The 22,814-nt window shown below is 64.2% G+C and carries 20 protein-coding genes; 9 read left to right on the top strand and 11 right to left on the bottom strand.

Annotated elements, in window-relative coordinates; all coding sequences use genetic code 11:
* Positions 1-117: 117 nt before the first annotated feature.
* The 9 genes from efp to WBG56_RS04385 form a co-directional block, all read right to left on the bottom strand.
* Complete coding sequence (efp, locus tag WBG56_RS04425) at positions 118-675, bottom strand: elongation factor P (RefSeq protein ID WP_424265618.1); 558 nt, start codon at positions 673-675, stop codon at positions 118-120.
* Between the two features lie 84 nt (positions 676-759).
* The gene (gene earP, locus WBG56_RS04420; protein ID WP_424265716.1) at positions 760-1,845 is read right to left on the bottom strand and encodes an elongation factor P maturation arginine rhamnosyltransferase EarP; all 1,086 of its coding nucleotides are present in this window, start codon (positions 1,843-1,845) and stop codon (positions 760-762) included.
* A 91-nt stretch (positions 1,846-1,936) separates the two neighbouring features.
* On the bottom strand, positions 1,937-3,139 hold the full coding sequence (locus WBG56_RS04415) for a DUF2863 family protein (RefSeq protein WP_424265616.1): 1,203 nt from the start codon (positions 3,137-3,139) through the stop codon (positions 1,937-1,939).
* Between the two features lie 190 nt (positions 3,140-3,329).
* On the bottom strand, positions 3,330-5,915 hold the full coding sequence (gene acnB / locus WBG56_RS04410) for a bifunctional aconitate hydratase 2/2-methylisocitrate dehydratase (protein ID WP_424265614.1): 2,586 nt from the start codon (positions 5,913-5,915) through the stop codon (positions 3,330-3,332).
* A gap of 623 nt (positions 5,916-6,538) precedes the next feature.
* Positions 6,539-6,832, bottom strand: a complete 294-nt coding sequence (locus tag WBG56_RS04405; protein WP_424265612.1) for a GNAT family N-acetyltransferase — start codon at positions 6,830-6,832, stop codon at positions 6,539-6,541.
* Positions 6,822-8,273: a bifunctional 2-methylcitrate dehydratase/aconitate hydratase gene (locus WBG56_RS04400; RefSeq protein WP_424265610.1), complete on the bottom strand. Its 1,452-nt coding sequence runs from the start codon at positions 8,271-8,273 to the stop codon at positions 6,822-6,824. Before WBG56_RS04400 ends, WBG56_RS04405 begins: the two co-directional genes overlap by 11 nt.
* Positions 8,274-8,296: 23 nt before the next feature.
* A complete protein-coding gene (prpC, locus tag WBG56_RS04395; RefSeq protein WP_424265608.1) occupies positions 8,297-9,532 on the bottom strand; it encodes a bifunctional 2-methylcitrate synthase/citrate synthase in 1,236 nt (411 codons plus the stop codon).
* A 48-nt stretch (positions 9,533-9,580) separates the two neighbouring features.
* Positions 9,581-10,480, bottom strand: a complete 900-nt coding sequence (gene prpB / locus WBG56_RS04390; protein ID WP_424265606.1) for a methylisocitrate lyase — start codon at positions 10,478-10,480, stop codon at positions 9,581-9,583.
* Between the two features lie 187 nt (positions 10,481-10,667).
* A complete protein-coding gene (locus tag WBG56_RS04385; protein ID WP_424265604.1) occupies positions 10,668-11,657 on the bottom strand; it encodes a malate dehydrogenase in 990 nt (329 codons plus the stop codon).
* Between the two features lie 196 nt (positions 11,658-11,853).
* Here WBG56_RS04385 and WBG56_RS04380 point away from each other — a divergent pair, with 196 nt between their 5' ends.
* The 7 genes from WBG56_RS04380 (at position 11,854) to gltA (ending at position 17,573) form a co-directional block, all read left to right on the top strand.
* Positions 11,854-12,624: a GntR family transcriptional regulator gene (locus WBG56_RS04380; protein WP_424265602.1), complete on the top strand. Its 771-nt coding sequence runs from the start codon at positions 11,854-11,856 to the stop codon at positions 12,622-12,624.
* Positions 12,625-12,691: 67 nt separating this feature from the next.
* Positions 12,692-13,105: a succinate dehydrogenase, cytochrome b556 subunit gene (gene sdhC, locus WBG56_RS04375; protein WP_424265600.1), complete on the top strand. Its 414-nt coding sequence runs from the start codon at positions 12,692-12,694 to the stop codon at positions 13,103-13,105.
* Complete coding sequence (sdhD, locus tag WBG56_RS04370) at positions 13,105-13,485, top strand: succinate dehydrogenase, hydrophobic membrane anchor protein (protein WP_424265598.1); 381 nt, start codon at positions 13,105-13,107, stop codon at positions 13,483-13,485. The genes sdhC and sdhD overlap by 1 nt, the downstream gene beginning before the upstream one ends.
* A gap of 1 nt (position 13,486) precedes the next feature.
* Positions 13,487-15,262, top strand: coding sequence for a succinate dehydrogenase flavoprotein subunit (sdhA, locus tag WBG56_RS04365; protein WP_424265596.1), 1,776 nt, complete (start codon positions 13,487-13,489; stop codon positions 15,260-15,262).
* A 13-nt stretch (positions 15,263-15,275) separates the two neighbouring features.
* Positions 15,276-15,989, top strand: a complete 714-nt coding sequence (locus tag WBG56_RS04360) for a succinate dehydrogenase iron-sulfur subunit (protein ID WP_424265594.1) — start codon at positions 15,276-15,278, stop codon at positions 15,987-15,989.
* 8 nt (positions 15,990-15,997) lie between these two features.
* Positions 15,998-16,261 carry a succinate dehydrogenase assembly factor 2 gene (locus tag WBG56_RS04355; RefSeq protein WP_424265593.1) on the top strand — a complete coding sequence of 88 codons (264 nt, stop codon included), beginning with the start codon at positions 15,998-16,000 and terminating at the stop codon, positions 16,259-16,261.
* A gap of 16 nt (positions 16,262-16,277) precedes the next feature.
* Positions 16,278-17,573, top strand: coding sequence for a citrate synthase (gene gltA, locus WBG56_RS04350; RefSeq protein WP_424265591.1), 1,296 nt, complete (start codon positions 16,278-16,280; stop codon positions 17,571-17,573).
* A 76-nt stretch (positions 17,574-17,649) separates the two neighbouring features.
* Here gltA and WBG56_RS04345 read toward each other — a convergent pair whose 3' ends face one another.
* On the bottom strand, positions 17,650-18,087 hold the full coding sequence (locus tag WBG56_RS04345) for an Lrp/AsnC family transcriptional regulator (protein ID WP_424265589.1): 438 nt from the start codon (positions 18,085-18,087) through the stop codon (positions 17,650-17,652).
* 121 nt (positions 18,088-18,208) lie between these two features.
* Here WBG56_RS04345 and WBG56_RS04340 point away from each other — a divergent pair, with 121 nt between their 5' ends.
* Both WBG56_RS04340 and WBG56_RS04335 read left to right on the top strand, forming a co-directional pair.
* Positions 18,209-19,111 carry a DMT family transporter gene (locus WBG56_RS04340; RefSeq protein ID WP_424265587.1) on the top strand — a complete coding sequence of 301 codons (903 nt, stop codon included), beginning with the start codon at positions 18,209-18,211 and terminating at the stop codon, positions 19,109-19,111.
* Positions 19,112-19,222: 111 nt separating this feature from the next.
* Complete coding sequence (locus WBG56_RS04335) at positions 19,223-20,236, top strand: Ldh family oxidoreductase (RefSeq protein ID WP_424265585.1); 1,014 nt, start codon at positions 19,223-19,225, stop codon at positions 20,234-20,236.
* 53 nt (positions 20,237-20,289) lie between these two features.
* On the opposite strand, the gene WBG56_RS04330 is transcribed toward WBG56_RS04335, so the two are convergent.
* Positions 20,290-22,584, bottom strand: a complete 2,295-nt coding sequence (locus WBG56_RS04330; RefSeq protein WP_424265583.1) for an NADP-dependent malic enzyme — start codon at positions 22,582-22,584, stop codon at positions 20,290-20,292.
* Positions 22,585-22,814 lie beyond the last annotated feature (230 nt).

The following is a 22,814-nucleotide window of genomic DNA, read 5'->3' as shown; positions in this document are numbered from 1 at the left end:
CGGGCCCGATGCGTTGCTCGCTCATCTCACCGCTTGCAAGCGGTTCGGATGTGCCTGGCGCCGGACAGTCCGCCGGGACTGCCCGGTGTCCGGACACGTCCCGGCGCAGTTGCGCGATTACATCACGCGGCTGCGGTATTCGTTGGTGCGGGTATCGATTTCGATCTTGTCGCCGATGTTGCAGAACAGCGGCACGGCCAGTTCGTAGCCGGTGTTGATCTTGGCGGGCTTCAGGACCTTGCCGGACGTGTCGCCCTTGACGGCGGGTTCGGTGTAGATGATTTCGCGCACGATGATGGTGGGCAGTTCAACGGAGATCGCTCGGCCGTCGTAGAAGACGACTTCCACCGTCATGCCTTCTTCCAGGTAGTTCAGGGCATCGCCCATGCTGTCGGCTTCGACCTCGTGCTGGTTGTATTCCTCGTCCATGAACGCGTACATGGGATCGGCGAAATAGGAATAGGTGCATTCCTTGTTTTCCAGCATGACCTGTTCGAATTTCTCGTCGGCCTTGTAGACGGATTCGCTGGCGCTGCCGGTCAGCAGGTTCTTGAATTTGAGTTTGACGACGGCGGCGTTGCGACCGGACTTGTTGTATTCGGCCTTTTGGACCACCAGGGGGTCGCTACCCACCATCACGACGTTACCGACTCGCAGTTCTTGGGCGATTTTCATAGAGGTAAAACTCCGGGGATTGACGTGCCCCGAGCATGAAAAACGCGTTTCGAGGCAAAGCAGAAAAAAGATTAACTGTGTATTCTAACTCTTCTGGCGATGCTTCTGGCAAAAATCCAGTAGATTGCGAGCCAGATCTGTCTGGTTTGACAGTTCCGCCGACCAGTCCCGGCAGCGGGTCTGCCAGGCGTGCCAGGCCTGCGGGGCCAGGGCCTGCGGCAGCGCCTGGAGGACGCCCGCGTCATCATGACGATTCCAGGCGCGGGTCAGGGCCCGGGCCGGCGCGGGCCATTGGGCGCGGTCCAGCCAGGCGTCCAGCTTGTCCAGGTGCGCGTCGTCCGCCTGCCGGTAGATCTGCCAGACCAGCGGGCTGCCGGCCCAGAGGGCGCGAACCAGTGAATCCTCGCCGCGCACGAAATTCAGGTCGCAGCACCACAGCAGCTCGTCGAAACGGGCTTGCGGCACGAAGGGAATGGGCAGCACCTGCAGCGCCCCTTCGCTGCGCAGGCCTGCGGGCGCGGCGCCGGGGACCAGCAGGCAGGTCGGGGTGTCCAGTCGCGCCAGGGCGGCCTGCAGGCCGGCCCAGGGGGCGTCCGGGTAGCAGAACAACAGCATGATGCGGCCCTGATCCGGCAGTCTGCGGGCCGGCAGCCCGGTCAGCGCCTGCAGGCGCGTGCGCCGGTCCTGCGCCTGGGCCTGCCGCCGCTGGATGAGTAGCTCGGTTTCCCGCAGCAGCCCCCCGGTCGCCGGGCTGAAGCCGGGGAAATAGAAATATTTGGGAATGCCGCTGGCCTGCGGGGAAGGCAGGCCGTGGCAGCCCTCGACCCAGGATTCCGCGCTGAGATATTCCAGATTGATCCATAGGCAGCCGCGCGTCGCCATGGTCGCCGCATAGCGGGGCGGCAGGCTGCAGGCAAAGGCTTCGATGACCACGCCCCGCTCGGGCGCCAGCGCCTGTTCGGCCGCATGCCAGGCGCCGATCTGCACGCCCTGGACGGATTGCCGCTCACGTGCCGGATCAATGCCGGGCAGCAGGCGGCCCAGAACGCCCAGATCGTCGATCCAGAGGCGCGCGCCTTGTCCCAATGCCGCCAATTGGCGGGCCAGGCGCCAGCACACACCGGCATCGCCATAGTTGTCGATGACACGGCAGAAAATGTCGAAATCCAGGGGGCTCATCGGCGCTGTGCGGGATCGCCTGCCTTGGACATGGGCGCGGCGCCGGTTGCGGCTGCTCCGGCCCTCGTCCGAGGCCGCATCGTCAATGGAATTGCACCGGTTCGGGGTCGATTTCTTCCGGCAGTTCCGGGTGCTGCATTTCGCCCAGCATATTGGGGAAGTAGGGGGTGCCGCAGTCCTCGCAGAATTCCATGGCCTGCAGGCCGGGCAGGCGACGCACATCCTGGATGCCCGATTCGCGCAGCAGGGCGGCCAGGGTATCCCAGGTATCGACCTGGCCGTCTTCCCCCTGTTCCGGGGTGGATTCCTCGCGACTGAGCGACGGCCAGACGCAGCCGTAGATCACGTCGTTGTTCTGGCGGGTGCAAAACCCGATGCGGTATTCCTCGATGGCCTGTTCTCCGCAGGCGACGATGGCCGCCCGCAAGTCCGTGCCCGGGATGTGGGCGGCGGTCTGCAGCCAGGTGATGGCTGCTTTCAGCGTCAGCGGGCGGATGCCCTGATCCGCCTGCCGGGTGCTGGTGTAGAAGGCTTCGGGCGGCAGGTATTCGGTCAGGCAGCCGGTGAACAGGGACTCCGTGATGCGGGCGCAGCCTTCGGCCCAGAGCGCGGTGGTGGATGCGCGGCTGGGAGGCTGGCCGGGCTGGGCGGTCTGCCATTGGAAGAGCGCCTGGCCTTGTGGCACGATGGCCACGCCCATCAGGAAGTAGGCGTCGGCCAGCAGGTCTTCCGGCGTATCTGCGGCCCGCACGGCGGGCAAGTCGCGCCGCGCGCCCAGGGCGTGCTGGGCCAGCGACAGCACCCAGCCGCGGCTTTCCCGAAATGATTGCGGCAATTGATCGAAGCGGATCAGTTCGGGCAACAACTGCAGTCGGGCGTCCGGCGTCAGCACGGTTGTGCGCATCAGGTCGCTCAGTTGTTGCTGGTGCTGGGGTGTCAGCCGGCCGGCCGGCAACTGGTAGCGGGTCCAGGCCAGCAGCGGGGCGGAAATCAGCAGGGCCTCGTAGGCCTGGTCCTGATGGGTGAAGGCCAGGGATTCGGAATGGGCTTCGGCCTGTTCGACCAGGATCTCGTAGGCCGGCGAGCGCTGGTCCAGCAAGTGATCCAGGGCGGTTTCCACGGTATGCCCCTGCCGGGCGCTCAGGGCTTTGTCCAGGGCTTCGCCCAGCTGTTGCTGCCACCAGCGGTCTTCCAGTTGGCTGCCTGACTGGGACAGGGCTTCGGCCAGGGCGATCAGGGAAAGCGACGTCCGGGACAAGGCAGAGGATCGGGAACGGGCGGGCATGGGGAACCGAAAAGAGAAACAGGCACCAGAGGACCCCTAGTGTACCGCGTCTGTTCCGTCGGCCCGGTGGTGGGGGTAGGGGGCCGGTCCGCCTGTCTGCCGTCCCTCAGGACGAAAAAAGCCCCGGGATGAGCTGCGTCCCGGGGCTTTTCGGACCACCCCGGGATGGACCCGGGGCGGGTGAAGGCGATCAGGCCTCGACCGTGTTGGCCACCGCCGTGAAGTCTTCGATCTGATCGAAGTTCATGTAGCGATAGATGTTCTGGCTGTCCTTGGCCAGCAAGCCCATGGCCTCGAGGTATTCCTCGCGGGTGGGGATGCGGCCCAGGCCCGAGCAGATCGCGGCCATTTCGGCCGAGCCCAGGAACACGTTGGAGTTTTTCCCCAGGCGGTTGGGGAAGTTGCGCGTGCTGGTCGAGAACACCGTGGCGCCTTCGCGCACCTGCGCCTGGTTACCCATGCACAGCGAGCAGCCCGGCATTTCCATGCGGGCGCCGGCCGTGCCGAAAGTGCCGTAGTGACCTTCCTTGGTCAGCTCGCTGGCGTCCATCTTGGTGGGCGGCGCCACCCAGAGCTTCGAGGGCAGGTCGCGCTTGCCCTTGAGCAGTGTCGCGGCGGCGCGGAAGTGGCCGATGTTGGTCATGCAGCTGCCGATGAAGACCTCGTCGATGGCGGTGCCGGCCACGTCGGACAGCGTCTTGACGTCGTCCGGGTCGTTCGGGCAGGCCACGATGGGTTCGTGGATTTCGGCCAGATCGATGTCGATGACGGCGGCGTAGTCGGCGTCGGCATCGGGTTCGACCAACTGCGGGTTGGCCAGCCAGGCTTCCATGTTCTGGATGCGGCGGGTCAGGGTGCGGGCGTCCTGGTAGCCGTTGGCGATCATCCATTTCAGCAGCGTGATGTTGCTGTTCAGATATTCGATGATCGGTTCCTTGTTCAGGCGCACCGTGCAGGCGGCGGCGGAACGTTCAGCCGAGGCGTCGGACAGTTCGAAGGCCTGTTCGATCTTCAGATTCGGCAGCCCTTCGATTTCCAGGATGCGGCCGGAGAAGATGTTCTTCTTGCCCTTCTTTTCGACCGTCAGCAGGCCTTGCTTGATGGCGTACAGCGGGATGGCGTTGACCAGATCGCGCAGGGTGACGCCCGGCTGCATCGTGCCCTTGAAGCGCACCAGCACGGATTCGGGCATGTCCAGCGGCATGACGCCGGTGGCGGCGGCAAAGGCCACCAGGCCGGACCCGGCCGGGAAGCTGATGCCGATGGGGAAACGGGTGTGCGAGTCGCCGCCGGTGCCGACGGTATCGGGCAGCAGCATGCGGTTCAGCCACGAGTGGATGATGCCGTCGCCCGGACGCAGGGACACGCCGCCGCGCGTGCTGATGAAGGCGGGCAGTTCGTGATGCGTCTTGACGTCCACGGGCTTGGGGTAGGCGGCAGTGTGGCAGAAGGACTGCATCACCAGGTCGGCGGAAAAGCCCACGCAGGCCAGATCCTTCAGCTCGTCGCGGGTCATGGGGCCGGTGGTGTCCTGGCTGCCGACCGAGGTCATGCGCGGTTCGCAGTAGGTGCCCGGGCGCACGCCCTGGCCTTCCGGCAGGCCGCAGGCGCGGCCGACCAGCTTCTGCGCCAGCGAGTAGCCCTTGCCGGTGTCGGCGGGGGATTCGGGCAGGCGGAACAGCGTGGCGGGAGGCAGGCCCAGCGATGCGCGGGCCTTGGCCGTCAGGCCGCGGCCGATGATCAGCGGAATGCGGCCGCCGGCGCGCACTTCATCCAGCAGCACGTCGGACTTCAGCTGGAATTCGGAAATCACCTGGCCGTTTTTCAGGGCCTTGCCTTCGTAGGGGCGCAGCTCGATGACGTCGCCCATGTTCATGGCGGAGACGTCCAGTTCGATGGGCAAGGCGCCGGAATCTTCCATGGTGTTGTAGAAGATCGGGGCGATCTTGCTGCCCAGACAGACGCCGCCGAAGCGTTTGTTCGGCACGAAGGGGATGTCTTCGCCGGTGTGCCAGATGACGGAATTGGTGGCCGATTTGCGCGAGGACCCGGTGCCCACCACGTCGCCCACGTAGGCGACCAGGTGGCCCTTGGCCTTCAGTTCGTTCAACAGCTTGATCGGGCCGACCTGGCCGGCGGCGTCGGGCGTGATGCCGTCGCGCGGGTTCTTCAGCATGGCCAGCGCGTGCAAGGGGATGTCCGGACGGCTCCAGGCATCGGGCGCGGGCGACAGGTCGTCGGTATTGGTTTCGCCGGTGACCTTGAAGACGGTCAGCGTCAGGCTTTGCGGGACTTCGGGGCGGCTGGTGAACCATTCGGCGTCGGCCCAGCTTTGCAGCACAGCCTGGGCCTGGGCGTTGCCGGCCTTGGCTTTTTCTTCGATGTCGTGGAAGGCGTCGAAGACCAGCAGGGTCTTCTTCAGGCCTTCGGCGGCGACCGGCGCCAGGTCTGCGTGGTCCAGCAGTTCGATCAGGGCGCTGATGTTGTAGCCGCCCAGCATGGTGCCCAGCAGTTCGGTGGCATGCTTGGCGCTGATCAGCGTGCAGGTTTCCTTGCCCAGGGCGACGGCGGCCAGATAGGAGGCCTTGACCTGGGCGGCGTCGTCCACCCCGGCCGGGACGCGGTGCGTCAGCAGGTCCAGCAGGAATTGTTCTTCGCCGGCGGGCGGGTTTTTCAGCAGTTCGATCAGATCGGCCGTTTGTTGCGCCGTCAGGGGAAGCGGTGATACGCCGATGGCTTCGCGAGCAGCGGCTTCGGTGCGGTAGGAATCCAGCATGGGGTGCCCCAGGAAGAAGGGTTTGAGAACGACGTTATTTTAAAGAAGAAGCATCGTTCAGGCAACAGTCTTATATAAGATATAAGAGTTGGCGATGTTTTGTGGGGTTCTTTAGTTAGGTTACTTGCTGGCGGGGGACCGGCGCGCCCCAACCAGCGGTCCGGCCTTTGGCCGGACTTCCCGGATCTTCTTCGTCCGGGTGGGCGGCGGGCGAACTCGGCCTTCGGCCTCAAACACGCCCGCTGACTTCCCCCACCCTCCCTTCGGAAGCATCCGGCGCTGGTCGACCGGGCGCGCCGGTCCCCCGCCAGCCCACCCAAGCCTGGGATCGTTGCCCTGGTGACGGGTGTCCAGTAACTCAATAACTCAATAACTAGTAACCCAAGCCCGTGGCGGCGGTGTCTCTGCGGGCGCAGTCGGACAGCGCCGTATGCTTCCGAAGGGAGCCGGAGGGCCTTCGTCGGGCGTGTTTGAGGAGCGAAGCGACGAGTTCGCCCGGCGCCCCGGCGGACGAGGAAGATCCGGGAAGTCCGGCCAAAGGCCGGACCGCTGTCTGGCGCCCGCAGAGACACCGCCGCCACGGGCGTGCGCATGCAGACGCCTCGTGCGCGGAATCCATCGCTTCAGTCCACCAGATCCTGATATTCCGGATGCCGCTGCACATAAGCCGCGACATACGAACACACCGCACGGACCCGCCAACCCCGAGCCCTGGCCGTGTCCAGGCCGAAGCTCACGAGATCCGCAGCGATGCCGCGCCTGCCCACCGGGGCAGGCACCCCGGTATGGACGAAGGACGCCACGGATCCGTCCAGCACATAGTCCAGCACACACAATTGACCGTCTTCCGTGAACTCAAAACGGCGGGCGGCTTCGTTGTGCCGGATGGTGCGGCGGGCTTGTGAATCAGATGACATACAGATCCACGTACTCGTGCACCGGCATGGCTTCCAGCTTCGCCTGATCCAGAGATACCGCCAGGATGCGTTCCTGCTGGCGGGCCGGGAACTGGCGGGTCAGGTTCTTGCGGAACTTGGCTTCCAGCAGCGGGATGCCGTCCTTGCGGCGCCGCTTGTGACCGATCGGGTACTCGCAGACCAGCTCGTCGAGCTTCGTGCCGTCGTTGAATTCCACAGTCAGCGCATTGGCGATCGAGCGTTTTTCCGGGTTGTGGTAATCCTGGGTGAAGGCAGGATCTTCCACGCACACCATCTTGTCGCGCAGGGCGTCGATGCGCGGATCGGCGGCGACGCTGTCCTCATAGTCGGACGCAGTCAACTGACCGAAGATGATGGGCACGGCCACCATGTACTGGATGCAGTGGTCGCGGTCGGCCGGATTGTGCAGCGGGCCTTTCTTGTCGATGATGCGGATGCAGGCCTCGTGGGTGCGGATCGTGATCTTCTTGATGTCGGCATCGGTCTTGCCCAGGGACTTCAGCTTGGCGTGGATGTCCATCGCGCATTCCACGGCGGTCTGGGAATGGAATTCGGCCGGGAAGGAAATCTTGAACAGCACGTTTTCCATCACGTAGCTGCCGTAGGGGCGCTGGAACTTGAAGGGCTGGCCCTTGAACAGCACATCGTAGAAGCCCCAGATCGGCGCGCTCAGCACGGATGGATAGCCCATTTCGCCGGTGCGGGCCATCAGGGCCAGGCGCACGGCGCGGCTGGTGGCGTCGCCCGCCGCCCAGGACTTGCGGCTGCCCGTGTTGGGCGCGTGGCGGTAGGTGCGCAGGCTTTGCCCGTCCACCCAGGCCAGGGACACCGCATTGATGGTTTCGTCGCGCGACAGGCCCAGCATCTGGGATACCACGGCGGTCGAGGCGACCTTGACCAGCACCACGTGGTCCAGACCGACCTTGTTGAAGGAGTTTTCCAGTGCGATGCAGCCCTGGATTTCGTGGGCCTTGATCATGCCTTCCAGCACGGCGCGCATGGTCAGCGGGGCCTTGCCGGCCGCCACCGCGTTGCGGGACAGCCAGTCGGCCACGGCCAGGATGCCGCCCAGGTTGTCGGACGGGTGGCCCCATTCGGCGGCCAGCCAGGTGTCGTTGAAGTCCAGCCAGCGGATCATGCAGCCGATGTTGAAGGCCGCCTGGACCGGGTCCAGCTGGAATTGCGTGCCGGGGACCTTGGCGCCGTTGGGGACGACCGTGCCGGGCACGATGGGGCCCATCAGTTTGCGGCAGGCGGGGTATTCCAGGCCTTCCAGGCCGCAGCCCAGGGTGTCGATCAGGCAGTTGCGGGCGGTCTCGAGCGCCAGGGCGCTGTCGATCTTGTAGTCGAGCACGTAGTCGACGATGTCCACCAGCACCTGGTCGGGCTGGGGACGGACATTGGAAATAGTCGCAGACATAGATATTCCTGAAAAGTTGCGGCTTATTTGCGCTTCGAGAGCGGGACGAATTTCTGATCTTCCGGGCCGACGTAGTTGGCCGTCGGGCGGATGATCTTGTTGTCGATGCGCTGTTCGACGATGTGCGCCGACCAGCCGGCGGTGCGGGCGATCACGAACAGCGGCGTGAACATGGCGGTGGGCACGCCCATCATGTGATAGGAAACGGCCGAGAACCAGTCCAGGTTCGGGAACATTTTCTTGGCATCCCACATGACCGATTCCAGCCGCTCGGCGATGTCGAACATCTTGGTCGAACCGGCGGTCTTGGACAGTTTCCGGGCCACGGCCTTGATGACTTTGTTGCGCGGGTCGGAGACGGTGTAGACCGGGTGGCCGAAACCGATCACGACTTCCTTGGCCTCGACGCGGCGGCGGATGTCGGCTTCCGCCTCGTCGGGACTGTCGTAGCGCTTCTGGATTTCAAAGGCGACCTCGTTGGCGCCGCCATGCTTGGGTCCGCGCAGCGCGCCGATGGCCCCGGTGATGGCGGAATACATGTCCGACCCCGTGCCGGCGATGACGCGGCCGGTGAAGGTGGAGGCATTGAATTCGTGCTCGGCGTACAGGATCAGGGAGGTGTGCATGGCCTGGACCCACTCGTCGGACGGGACTTCGCCGTGCAGCAGGTGCAGGAAATGGCCGCCGATGCTGTCGTCTTCGGTTTCGACGTTGATGATGCGTCCGTTATGGCTGTAGTGGTACCAGTACAGCAGAGCCGAGCCCAGGCTGGCCATCAGACGGTCGGCGATGTCGCGGGCGTCGGGCAGATTGTGGTCGTCTTTTTCGGGCAGCACGCAGCCCAGCACCGATGCGGCGGTGCGCATCACGTCCATGGGGTGGCTGGCCGCGGGCAGGGCTTCCAGGGCCACCTGGACCTGGGCCGGCAGGCCGCGCAGGCGGCGCAGTTTTTCCTTGTAGGCCTTCAGTTCGGGCTTGGTCGGCAGCTTGCCGTGGATCAGCAGATGGGCGACCTCTTCGAATTCGCAGGTATCGGCGATGTCCAGGATATCGTAGCCGCGATAGTGCAGATCGTTGCCGCTGCGGCCCACCGTGCACAGGGCCGTGTTGCCGGCCACGATGCCCGACAGGGCGACGGATTTCTTCGGCTTGAAGCCGGGCGCGGGCGAGGCGGCGGCGGGAGCCGCTGCAGCCTTGCCGGCTGCGGGCTTGCGGGGCGCCGGGGTCGATTTCGTGGAAGCAGTCTTTCGTGTCGCCATCAGAGGTCTCCTTGGGTGACGGATGGAAATTCGGTGGGCGGGCCTGGCTCAGGACGCCTTGCCCTTGCCTTGCTGGAACAGCGCGTCGAGCTGTTCTTCGTAGCGGTGGTAGCCGATGCGGTCGTACAGTTCTTCGCGCGTCTGCATCAGGTCGATGACGTTGTGCTGGTGTCCGTCGCGGCGAATGGCTTCGTACACGGTTTCCGCCGCCTTGTTCATGGCGCGGAAGGCCGACAGCGGGTACAGCACGATGCCGACGCCGGCGCCCGCCAGTTCCTGCACGGTGAACAGCGGCGTCTTGCCGAATTCCGTGATGTTCGCCAGCACGGGCACGCCCAGGGACTTGGAGAACCTGGCGTAGGTTTCCAGATCATAGGAGGCTTCCGCGAAGATCGCATCGGCGCCGGCTTCCACGCAGGCGTGGGCGCGCTCCAGGGCGGCATCCACGCCGCTGACGGCGATCGCGTCGGTGCGGGCGATCAGGTAGAAATCGCTGTCGGTGCGGGCATCGGCGGCGGCCTTGACGCGGTCGGCCATTTCTTCGGTGCTGACGATTTCCTTGCCGGGACGGTGGCCGCAGCGCTTGGCGCCGACCTGGTCCTCGATGTGGCAGCCGGCGGCGCCGAACTTGATCAGCGATTTCACGGTGCGGGCGATGTTGAAGGCCGAGGGCCCGAAGCCTGTGTCGATATCCACCAGCAGCGGCAGATCGCAGACGTCGGTGATGCGGCGGATATCGGTCAGCACGTCGTCCAGGGTGTTGATGCCCAGGTCGGGCAGGCCCAGGGAGCCGGCAGCGACGCCGCCGCCCGACAGGTAGATGGCGCGGTAGCCGGCGCGTTTGGCCAGCAGGGCATGGTTGGCGTTGATGGCGCCGATGATCTGCAGGGGGGATTCTTCGATGAGGGCCTGGCGCAACAAGGCGCCGGGAGAGGCGGGACGGGTCATGAACAGCGCTCCGGTGTGCCGCTGCGCGGGGTGGACCCGATGCGCGGCAGAGATCGCCCGGGGGAGGGCGGGGTTCCAGTCGATGCTGTCGGCATTCTGTGTCCGCAGGACGCGCCTGTCTGTCATCGACCGGACATTCGACGGCGCATCCGCGGGCCGGCCTGCGGATGCCTCCGTCAGGACATGCTTACTTCAGGAGGTCGGCGATACCGTCGCGTTCTTCCAGCAGTTCGTTCAGGGTGTGATCCATGCGCTCGCGCGAGAAGGCGTCGATTTCCAGGCCGCTGATGCGCGTGTATTCGCCGTTGGCGGTGGTGACCGGCACGCCGTAGATGATGCCTTCGGGGATGCCGTAGGAACCGTCGGACGGAATGCCCATGGTGACCCACTTGCCGTTCGTGCCCAGCACCCAGTCGTGGATGTGGTCGATGGCGGCGTTGGCGGCGGAGGCCGCGGACGACAGGCCGCGGGCTTCGATGATGGCGGCGCCGCGCTTGCCGACGGTCGGGATGAAGGTGTCGGCGATCCAGGCCTGGTCGTTGATCAGCTTCTGGACGGGCTGGCCGCCGATGGTGGCGAAGCGCGTGTCCGGATACATGGTGGGCGAGTGGTTGCCCCACACGACCAGCTTCTCGATGTCGGCCACGGCCTTGCCGGTCTTGGTGGCCAGTTGCGACAGGGCGCGGTTGTGGTCCAGGCGCAGCATGGCGGTGAAGTTCTTGGCCGGCAGGTCCGGAGCGGACTTCATGGCGATGTAGGCGTTGGTGTTGGCCGGATTGCCGACCACCAGCACCTTGACGTTGCGGCTGGCGACTTCGTTCAGCGCCTTGCCCTGGGCCGTGAAGATCTGGGCATTGACCTGCAGCAGGTCCTTGCGTTCCATGCCTTTGCTGCGGGGGCGCGCGCCCACCAGCAGGGCGACGTCGGCGTCCTTGAAGGCGGTGCGCGGGTCGCTGTGGGCGCTCATGCCGGCCAGCAGCGGGAAGGCGCAGTCGTCGAGTTCCATCATCACGCCCTGCAGGGCCTTCTGGGCTTTTTCGTCCGGAATTTCCAGCAGTTGCAGGATGACGGGCTGGTCCTTGCCGAGCATTTCACCGGAAGCGATGCGAAACAGCAGGGCATAGCCGATCTGGCCGGCGGCGCCGGTGACCGCAACGCGCATGGCGGGTTTGGACATAGTGATTCTCCGATAGGATGAGGGGGTATCCGGGGTATGCGAAAACGCCGAAAAGAGTAGTGTATTTCATCCCTCAGCGTCAAGAGTCTTATATCTTATATAAGACAGAAGAGTATTAGACATCTGCACGCGGAAATGCGAAAATGCCGAAGTTCCATTTTGTAGCATGGGCCGCCCTGCAGCACTTTCATCCGACATGTCCGATACCCCTTCGATCGACCGCCAACAGCCGCTAGGGCGCGCATCACACAGTGCCGCGTTCAGCCCGTTGTATCAGCAGATCAAGGGTCTGATCCTGCAAGGACTGGACCGGGGCGAATGGAAGCCCGGCGAAGCCATCCCCAGCGAACTGGAATTGGCCGCCCGTTTTCAGGTCAGCCAGGGCACGGTCCGCAAGGCCATCGACGAATTGGCGGCCGACAATCTGCTGATCCGCCGCCAGGGCAAGGGCACCTTCGTCGCCACCCATAATGAAGCCCGGGTCCGCTACCGCTTTTTGCGGCTCAGCCCGGATGACGGCCTGCCGGCGGCGTCCAGCAGCCAGATCCTGGACTGCCGGCGCACCAAGGCCTCGGCCGAAATCGCGGCCGCCCTGGATCTGCGGGCGGGCGATGCCGTGGTCAACATGCGCCGCGTGCTGTCTTTCGATGACACGCCCACCATCCTGGACGACATCTGGCTGCCGGGCAGTGTGTTCAAGGGCCTGACCCTGGAGTTCCTGCAGCGCTATCGCGGGCCGGTCTATGCTTTGTTTGAAACCGAATTCGGCGTCAGCATGGTGCGGGCCGAGGAAAAGATCCGCGCCGTGGCAGCCACCGATGCGCAGGCCGACTTCCTGCAGGTCGCGCCGGGCAGCCCCTTGCTGCAGGTCGAGCGCATCGCCTACACGTATGGCGACCGGCCCATGGAATTGCGGCGGGGCCACTACGTCACCGAACGGTACCATTATCGCAACAGTTTGAATTGATCTGCAGATCGGCGAAAATGCCGATTGAACCCAGAACATCCTTCTAATTTTCAACTACGAGGCCATCATGTCTGAATCAGCCACAAAGCCGCGTCCGCAGTTTCGTAATCTGGGGTTGTCCGACCTCATGAGCTACAAATTGCCGCCCGCTGGCAAAGCATCCATCCTGCACCGCGTCAGCGGGGCGCTGTTGTTCCTGGCGCTGCCGGTGATCCTGGTGCCGCTGTTCGCGCACAGCGTGCAGTCGCTGGAAACCTTTGCCGCCATGAAGGCCTGGGTGGCCAGCCCCGCCTGTAAGATCGTGCTGCTGGTGCTGATGTGGGGCTACTTCCATCATTTCTGCGCGGGCATCCGCTACCTGACGCTGGATCTGCACATCGGCAACGACCGCGCGTCGTCGCAGCGTTCGGGCGCCCTGGTGACGGGCGTCGCGCTGGCGCTGACCGTCGTGTTCGGTTTGAAACTATTCGGAGCCTGGTAATGATACAAGAACGCATCGGCCGCAAGCGCCTGGTCGTGGGCGCGCACTATGGCACACGCGACTTCATCGTCCAGCGCGCCACCGCCGTCATCATGGCGATCTACACCCTGGTTCTGGTGCTGTACGCCGTTTTCACGCCCAGCCTGGATTTCGAATCCTGGCGCGCTTTCTTCGCCTTTACCATTGGCATGCTGCCCGTCGGCCAACTGCTGGCGACCCTGGCTTTTCTGTCTCTGGCCTGGCACGCCTGGATCGGCGTGCGCGACATCTGGATGGACTACGTGCACTCTGCCGGCCTGCGGCTGTTCCTGCAGGTCCTGACCATCCTCTGGCTGGTCGCCGCGGTGGTCTTCTTCGCTAAAATTCTCTGGAGTCTCTAACGTGGCTGCTGTCAAGAAAACTCTCCCGCGCCGCCAGTTCGATGTGGTGGTCGTCGGCGCCGGCGGGGCCGGCCTGCGCTGCGCCCTGCAGCTGTCCAATGCCGGCCTGACGGTGGCCGTGCTGTCCAAAGTCTTCCCCACGCGCTCGCATACGGTCGCGGCGCAAGGCGGCGTCAGCGCCTCGCTGGGCAACATGAGCGAAGACCACTGGCAATGGCACATGTACGATACGGTGAAGGGTTCCGACTGGCTCGGAGACCAGGATTCGATCGAATTCATGGTGCGCGAAGCCCCCAATGCGGTCTACGAGCTCGAACACTTCGGCATGCCGTTCGACCGCAACCCCGACGGCACCATCTATCAGCGCCCCTTTGGCGGGCATACCTCTCATTTCGGTGAAAAGCCCGTGCAGCGCGCCTGTGCCGCGGCCGACCGCACCGGCCACGCCATGCTGCATACCCTGTATCAGCGCAACGTCGCGGCCCGCACCAATTTCTTCATCGAATGGATGGCGCTGGATCTGCTGCGCAACAACGACGGCGACGTGCTGGGCGTGACCGCCATGGAAATGGAAACCGGTGACGTCTACGTCCTCGAAGCCAAGCACACCGTGCTGGCCACCGGCGGCGCGGGCCGCATCTGGGCCGCCACCACCAATGCCTTCATCAATACCGGCGACGGCCTGGGCATGGCGGCGCGCGCCGGCATCCCGCTGCAGGACATGGAATTCTGGCAGTTCCACCCCACGGGCGTGGCTGGCGCCGGCGTGCTGATCACCGAAGGTGTGCGCGGCGAAGGCGGTTTCCTGCTGAACAAGGACGGCGAACGTTTCATGGAACGCTATGCGCCGCAGTTGAAAGACCTGGCGCCGCGCGATTTCGTGTCGCGTTCCATGGACCAGGAAATCAAGGAAGGCCGCGGTTGCGGCGACGGCAACCATGTGTTGCTGAAGCTTGACCACCTGGGCGCTGAAACCATCATGAAGCGCCTGCCGTCCATCCGTGAAATCGCTATCAAGTTCGCCAACATCGATCCGATCAAGGACCCGATCCCGGTCGTGCCCACCATCCATTACCAGATGGGCGGCATTCCGGCCAACTACCATGGTCAGGTCATGACCCTGGTCAATGGCGAGGAAAAAGTCGTCAACGGCCTGTATGCCATCGGCGAATGCGCGGCCACGTCCGTGCACGGCGCCAATCGCCTGGGCACGAATTCGCTGCTGGATCTGGTGGTGTTCGGACGGTCGGCGGGCAATTTCATCGTCGACCAGCATCCTGAACGGCAGCATAGCCACCAGGTGCTTCCCGAGACTGACATCGAGGCTTCCATCGACCGTCTGGATCGCCTGGAAAGCCGCACGTCGGGCGAAAAGCCCCAGGATGTCGTCCACAAGATGCAGCAGGCCATGCAAAGCCATTACGGCGTGTTCCGCAAGCTCGACAAACTGAAGGAAGGCGAACAGGTCATCAGCGATCTGGTGCCGGAAGTCGAGAACATGTATTACTCCGACAAGTCCCAGGTGTTCAACACCGCGCGCCTGGAGGCTTTGGAAGTCACCAACATGATCGAGGTCGCCCGCGCCACATCGAAGTCCGCCGCCAACCGGCTGGAATCGCGCGGCGCCCACGCGCTCGAAGAATACCCGGACCGCGACGACGTCAATTGGCTCAAGCACACCTTGTGGTTCGCGCCGGACAACCGTCTGGACTACAAGCCGGTGCGCATGAAGCCGCTGACCGTGGACACCATCCCGCCCAAGGCGCGGACCTTCTAATCTGGATATCGTCATGACTAAACGTATCGTGAAATTTGAGATCTACCGCTACGATCCGGACAAGGATGAGCGGCCTTACATGCAGAAACTGGAAGTCGAACTGCAGCCGTCCGACAAGATGCTGCTGGACGCCATCCTGCGGATCAAGAACGACGTCGACGACAGCCTGGCGCTGCGCCGCTCCTGCCGCGAGGGCGTGTGCGGGTCCGACGCCATGAACATCAACGGGCATAACGGCCTGGCCTGCACGACCAACATGCTGGACCTGACCGAACCCATCGTCCTCAAGCCGCTGCCCGGCCTGCCCGTGGTGCGCGACCTGATCGTGGACATGACGTTCTTCTACGATCAGTACCACTCGATCAAGCCGTATCTGATCAACGACGAACCGCCGCCCGAGAAAGAACGCCTGCAGTCCCCGGAAGAACGCGAGGAACTCAACGGCCTGTACGAATGCATTCTGTGCGGCTGCTGCTCGACGGCCTGTCCGTCTTTCTGGTGGAACCCGGACAAATTCGTCGGCCCGGCCGGCCTGTTGCAGGCTTATCGCTTCATCGCCGATTCACGCGACCGCGCCACGAGCGAACGTCTGGACAACCTGGAAGATCCGTACAGGCTCTTCCGCTGCCATACGATCATGAACTGTACCGAGGTCTGTCCGAAGGGCCTGAATCCTTCGGCTGCCATCGGCAAGATCAAGGAAATGCTCGTCCGGCGTACGGTATAGGAATCCGCATGCCTGGCGATCTTTCTGATCTGGACCGCGCACGCCTGCGCTGGCGGGCGCGCCGCGGTCTGCTCGAAAACGATCTCATCATCACACGCTTCCTGGATGCCTGCGAAGCGCAGTTGAGCGAGGCCGACGTTCGGGCGCTGACACAGCTTTTTGAAATGGGCGACAACGAATTGCTCGACGTCCTGCTGGGGCGGTCGGATCTGGATGGGGTATATGACACCCCCGACATCCGGCGGCTCGTCGAGCACATGAAAGCGCTGTAACTTAAAGGAAAATCACATGCAGCTATCCGATAAAAAAGCCACGCTATCGTTCTCCGATGGCAGCCCGTCGGTCGAATTTCCCGTGTATCAGGGGACCGTGGGCCCGGACGTCGTCGACATCCGCAAGCTCTACGGCCAGACCGGGATGTTCACCTACGATCCGGGCTTCATGGCGACCGCTTCGTGCGAATCGGCCATCACCTACATCGATGGCGACAAGGGCCAGCTGCTGTATCGCGGCTACCCGATCGACCAGCTGGCGCAGAAATGTGATTTTCTGACGATCTGCTATCTGATCATGAACGGCGAACTGCCCAACGGTCAGCAGAAGCAGGAATTCGACAGCCTGGTCACGCACCACACCCTGGTGCACGAACAGATGCACACCTTCCTGCAGGGCTTCCGCCGCGACGCGCACCCGATGGCGGTGTTGACCGGTCTGGTGGGCGCGCTCTCGGCCTTCTACCACGACTCGACCGACATCACGAATCCGCGTCACCGTGAAGTCTCCGCCATCCGCCTGATCGCCAAAATGCCGACCCTGGTCGCCATGGCGTACAAGCATTCCCTGGGACAGCCCTTCATCTACCCGAAGAACGATCTGTCCTACACCGGCAACTTCCTGCGCATGATGTTCGCCACGCCTTGCGACGACTACCAGGTCAATGATGTGGTGGAACGCGCGCTGGACCGCATCTTCATCCTGCACGCCGATCACGAACAGAATGCGTCCACCTCCACGGTGCGCTTGTGCGGTTCCTCGGGCACCAACCCGTTCGCGGCCATCGCGGCCGGCGTGGCCTGCCTGTGGGGCCCGGCGCACGGCGGGGCCAACGAAGCCTGCCTGAACATGCTGGAAACGCTCCAGGCCAACGGCGGCATCGCCAAGGTCGGCGAGTTCATGGAAAAGGTCAAAGACAAGAATTCCGGCGTGCGCCTGATGGGCTTTGGTCACCGCGTCTACAAGAACTACGACCCGCGCGCCACGATGATGCAGGAAACCTGCCGCGAAGTGCTGGACGCCCTGGGCCTGCATGACGATCCGCTGTTCAAGCTGGCCATGGAAGTCGAGCGCATCGCCCTGGAGGATCCGTACTTCGTGGAACGCAAGCTCTACCCGAACGTCGACTTCTATTCGGGCATCGTGCAGCGCGCCATCGGCATCCCGACCTCGCTGTTCACGGCCATCTTCGCGCTGGCCCGCACGGTGGGCTGGATCGCCCAGTGGAATGAAATGCTGTCCGATCCCAACTACAAGATCGGCCGCCCGCGCCAGCTGTATACGGGCGCCGCGGTGCGCGACGTGAAGTAAATTTTCGAGGTTTTTGTTAGCACTATAGTGCTGACGGAATATCGGAAACGGGCCTTCGGGCCCGTTTTTTTTGGCCTCAGAACGCCGGCAGCCTGCGGGCGACAGGCTGGGATTTGACGATGGACGAGCGGGTTTCCGCCTTGTCCGAAATGCTTTCCAGGATGAAGTCCAGGTGCTCGATGGAGCGCAGGTGCAGGCGTGCGATGAAGCAGTCGTCGCCTGTCACCTTGTCGCACTCCGAGAGTTCCGGAATCGCCTCGAGCGCTTTCTGCACCGCGTGCAGCTTGCCCGGCAGCGGCTTGATGCGGACGATGGCCTGCAGGGAATAGCCCAGGGCGTGCGGATCGACGGTGACGGTGAACGCGCGGATCACGCCTCGGTCTTCCAGCTTGCGCAGGCGATCGGTGGCGCCGGGCGCGGAAAGGCCGATGCGTTGCGCGAGCGTTTTGACGGGCAGGCGGGCGTCGGCTTGCAGCAGCGCGAGGAGTTGACGGTCAGTGTCATCTAGTGCCATGGGATATTCCTTTATTTTCCTTTCTATAAAAGGAATATATATCTTTTCTCTTTTTTATTTAAGATGAATTTTCCAGCCAGGCAGTTAAATTGGTATCCCTATCGATTGCCGGAGAAGTGCGATGAACGATAATGTCCGAGGGACGCTGGAGATGAGCGCCGCGATGGTGATCGCCGGCACGATCGGCTGGCTGGTGGTGCTGTCGGGCCGGCCTGTCACCGATGTCGTGTTCTGGCGCTGCCTGTTCGGCGCGGCGACCTTGCTCCCCGTGTGCCTGGCGCTGGGGCATTTCAAGCGCGGACGGGTGACGGCGCGGCAGTTGGGGCTGGCGGTCCTGGGCGGTGTGGCGATCGTGGCGAACTGGCTGCTGTTGTTCTCGGCCTACTCGCGCGCCTCCATTTCCATTGCGACCGTGGTGTACAACGTGCAGCCCTTCATGCTGGTGGGCCTGGGGGTGCTGTTGCTGCACGAACGCCTGACGCGCAGCCGGGTGTTCTGGCTGGTGCTGGCCTTCGGCGGCGTGCTCTTGATCGTGCAGGCCCAGCCGGAAGGGCAGGCCGCCGGGAGCGACTATCTGACGGGGGTGGCGATGGCCCTGGGCGCCGCGTTCTTCTATGCCGTGGCGGCCCTCATCGCCAAGTCCCTGCGCGGGGTGCCGCCCCATTTGATCGGACTGATCCAGACGGTCGTGGGCGTTGCGCTGCTGTGGCCGCTGGCGCACTGGAGCGACCCGATCGCGTCCGCCAGTTGGCCCTACCTGGTGACGCTGGGCGTGGTGCATACCGGGGGGATGTACATCCTGCTCTACGGCGCCATCCAGCGCCTGCCCACCTACCTGACCGGGTCGTTGTCCTTCATCTACCCGATTGTGGCGTTCCTCGTGGACGCCTGGGCCTTCGGGAAGCACCCGCAACTGTTGCAGCTGTTGGGCGCGAGCGCCATTTTGCTGGGCGCCGCCGGCATGGTGCTGGGGTGGTCCGAGGGGCCGCAGGCCCTGCGCATGGTCCGGCGTCGGCGCGCCTGAGCGCCGTCCGGCGGAGCCGCCGGCGGGACGCTTCCGTTCCGCCGGCTGGGCCTTTCGCGGGCAAGCCGCTACACTTGCCGGTCAATGCGAATCCAATGCGGAAAGAATTCAATGACGGATGTTCTGTATCTGAGCCCCGAGGAAATCGAATCCCTGTCCATGCGCGTCTTGCGCCACCACGGACTGGATGAGGCGCATGCCGGCGCCATCACTCGCGTGGTGCTGGCCGGCCAGCGTGACGATTGCCAGTCCCACGGCGTGTACCGGATCCTGGATTGCGTCCGGACGATTCGCGCGGGCAAGGTCAAGGTGGCGGCCCGGCCCGGTCTGCAGGATGGCGCGGGCGTCGTCGTTCGCGTGGATGCGGATTTCGGGTTTGCGCCGCTGGCATTCGAGCGCGGGCTGGATCCGCTGACGGACCTTGCGCGCCGGCAGGGCATCGGGGCGCTGGTCATCCGGCACTGCGTGCATTTTTCGGCGTTGTGGCCTGAAGTCGAAGCCTTGACCGCGCGGGGGTTGGTGGCCCTGGCCCTGACCCCCAGCCATGCCTGGGTGGCGCCCGCGGGCGGGCGCCGGCCGGCGCTGGGCACCAATCCGATCGCCTTTGGTTGGCCGCGCGCCGGGAAGGACCCTTACGTCTTCGATTTCGCCACCAGCGCCATCGCTCGTGGCGATCTGGAATTGCACCGGCGCAGCGGCCAGTCCCTGCCGGCCGGTTGCGGGGTGGATGCCCAGGGTCAGCCCTCCACGGATCCGCTGGCCGTGATGGCGGGCGCCATGCTGACCTTCGGCGGCCACAAGGGCTCGGCCCTGTCGACGATGGTCGAGCTGATGGCGGGGGCCTTGATCGGGGACTGGCTCAGCAGCGAATCGCTGGACTATGACGCAGGTGCCGGGGCATCCCCCTGCCATGGGGAACTGATCCTGGCGTTCGACCCGGCGATGTTCGGCGACCCGGCCGAGGCTTCGGCCCGCGCGGAAATGCTGTTCGGCGCCATCGAATCCCAGGGGGCTCGCCTGCCGTCCCAGCGCCGCTACGCAGCCCGCGCGCGCAGCCGGGAACGGGGCATCGCCGTGCCGGGCGCCCTGTACCGGGAAATCCAGGCGCTGGCGCCCAAAGCGTAAAAAGCCGGGCCGTCTTGGGAGACGGCCCGGCTTTTAATGGCGGCGCACGCGGATCAGACCGCTTCGCCGACCTCTTGCTGGGCATCCACCACGGCCAGAGCCGTCATGTTGATGATGCGCCGCACGGTGGAACTGGTCGTCAGGATGTGCACCGGGCGCGCCGCGCCCAGCAGCACCGGGCCCATCGCCACCCCATGGCTGCCGGTCATCTTCAGCATGTTGTAGGTGATGTTTCCGGCATCCAGGTTGGGCATGATCAGCAGATTGGCTGGCCCCTTCAGCATCGTGTCGGGGTAGGCCTTGGTGCGAATCGGTTCCGACAGGGCGGAATCCGCGTGCATTTCCCCGTCCACTTCCAGGTTCGGAGCGCGTTCCGCGATCAGGCGGCGGGCTTCAGCCATCTTCAGCGAGGACGCCGTGGGGCGGCTGCCGAAGTTGGAATGCGAGAGCAGGGCGATCTTCGGCACGATGCCGAAGCGGCGGACTTCTTCCGCGGCCTGGATCGTCATGTCGGCGATCTGTTCCGCGTCCGGGTTCTCGTTGACGTGCGTGTCGCAGATGAACAGCGTCTGCGTCGGCAGCATCAGCACGTTCATCGCCGCGTAGGTGCGGGCCGTCGGTTTCAGGCCGATGACTTCCTGCACGTATTTCAGCTGATTGTCGAAGCGGCTGGCCACCCCGCAGATCATGGCGTCTGCGTCGCCGCGCTGCAGCAGCATCACGCCGATCAGGGAGTTGTGCTTGCGCACCATGGCCTTGGCGATGTCGGGCGTCACGCCTTCGCGGCCGCGCAGCTTGTAGTACGCAGTCCAGGTTTCGTTGAAACGGGAATCGTCTTCCGGGTCCACGATTTCCACATTCTGGCCGGGCACCAGGCGCAGGCCGAATTTACGGATGCGCATGTCGATCACGGAGGGCCGGCCCACCAGAATGGGCCAGGCGATCTGCTCGTCGAGCACCGTCTGGGCGGCGCGCAGCACGCGTTCGTCTTCGCCGTCGGCGTAGATCACGCGCTTGGGCGCGGATTTCGCCTGCTGGAACAGGGGGCGCATCAACTGGCCGGAATGGTAGACGATGCTCATCAGGGACTGGCGGTAGGCGTCCATGTCCTCGATGGGGCGCCGGGCCACGCCGGATGCGGCGGCGGCTTCGGCCACGGCCGGCGCGATCTTGATGATCAGGCGCGGGTCGAACGGTTTGGGGATGATGTATTCCGGCCCGAAGGACAGGTCCTGGTCGGCATAGGCGCCCGCGACCTCGGCGCTGCTTTCGGCCTCGGCCAGTTCGGCGATGGCCTTGACGCAAGCCAGCTTCATCTCTTCATTGATGACGGTTGCGCCGCAATCCATCGCGCCGCGGAAAATGAAGGGAAAGCACAGGACGTTGTTGACCTGGTTGGGGTAATCGGAGCGACCCGTGGCGACGATGCAATCCGGACGAGCGGCCTTGGCGTCTTCCGGGCGGATTTCCGGATCGGGGTTGGCCAGGGCCAGGATCAGGGGCCGGTCGGCCATGCTGCGCACCATGTCCTGCGTCAGCACGCCGGGGGCTGAGCAGCCCAGGAAAACGTCGGCGCCCCGGCAGACGTCCGCCAGCGTGCGGGCATCGGTCTGCTGCGCGTAGCGGGCCTTGTTGGGCTCCATCTTTTCATCGCGGCCCTGCCAGATGACGCCGCGCGAGTCGACCACATAGATGTTCTGCTGAGAAACACCCAGCTTGACCAGCAGGTCCAGGCAGGCGATGGCGGCGGCTCCGGCGCCCGAGCAGACCAGCTTGACCTTGCCGATTTCCTTGTCGACGACTTTCAGGCCGTTCAGGACCGCGGCCGAGGAAATGATGGCCGTGCCGTGCTGGTCGTCGTGGAAGACGGGGATCTTCATGCGTTCGCGCAGCTTCTTTTCGATGTAGAAGCATTCCGGCGCCTTGATGTCTTCCAGGTTGATGCCGCCCAGCGTCGGTTCCAGGGCGGCGATGATGTCCACCAGCTTGTCGGGGTCGTGCTCGTTCAGTTCGATGTCGAACACATCGATGCCGGCGAATTTCTTGAACAGGCAGCCCTTGCCCTCCATGACGGGCTTGGCGGCCAGCGGGCCGATGTTGCCCAGGCCCAGCACGGCGGTGCCGTTGGTCACGACGCCGACCAGATTGGCGCGGGACGTGTATTTGGCGGCGGCGGCTTCGCCTTCCGCGTGGATGGTCATGCTGGCGATGGCCACCCCCGGCGAATAGGCCAGCGACAGGTCGTCCTGGTTGGCCAGCGGTTTGGTGGGCACGACGGAAATCTTTCCGGGTGTCGGGAATGCGTGGTAATCAAGCGCCATTTTGGCGCGATCATCTTTCAAGTTCATGATGACGAGTGCTCCTGCTGATTTATTGGTCTGATATCTTCGCGACCCGCCCGGGCAAGGCATGGTCCGCACAAGTGTTTGTAAATACCAACGCCAATCTCGTGAAAAGGGGCATAGACCGGGCGTTTTGGGCTGGTCAGTTTATACCCGCGTGGCAACACGGGTATACTTTAGCCTTAATACGGCTTATGCAAGGCGTCGTACATCAGCCTTCTGCCCCTGCTATCCGC

Source organism: Castellaniella sp. (assembly GCF_049671645.1).
Taxonomy (GTDB): Bacteria; Pseudomonadota; Gammaproteobacteria; order Burkholderiales; family Burkholderiaceae_B; genus Castellaniella.
This window is presented reverse-complemented; position numbering and strand designations above follow the sequence as displayed.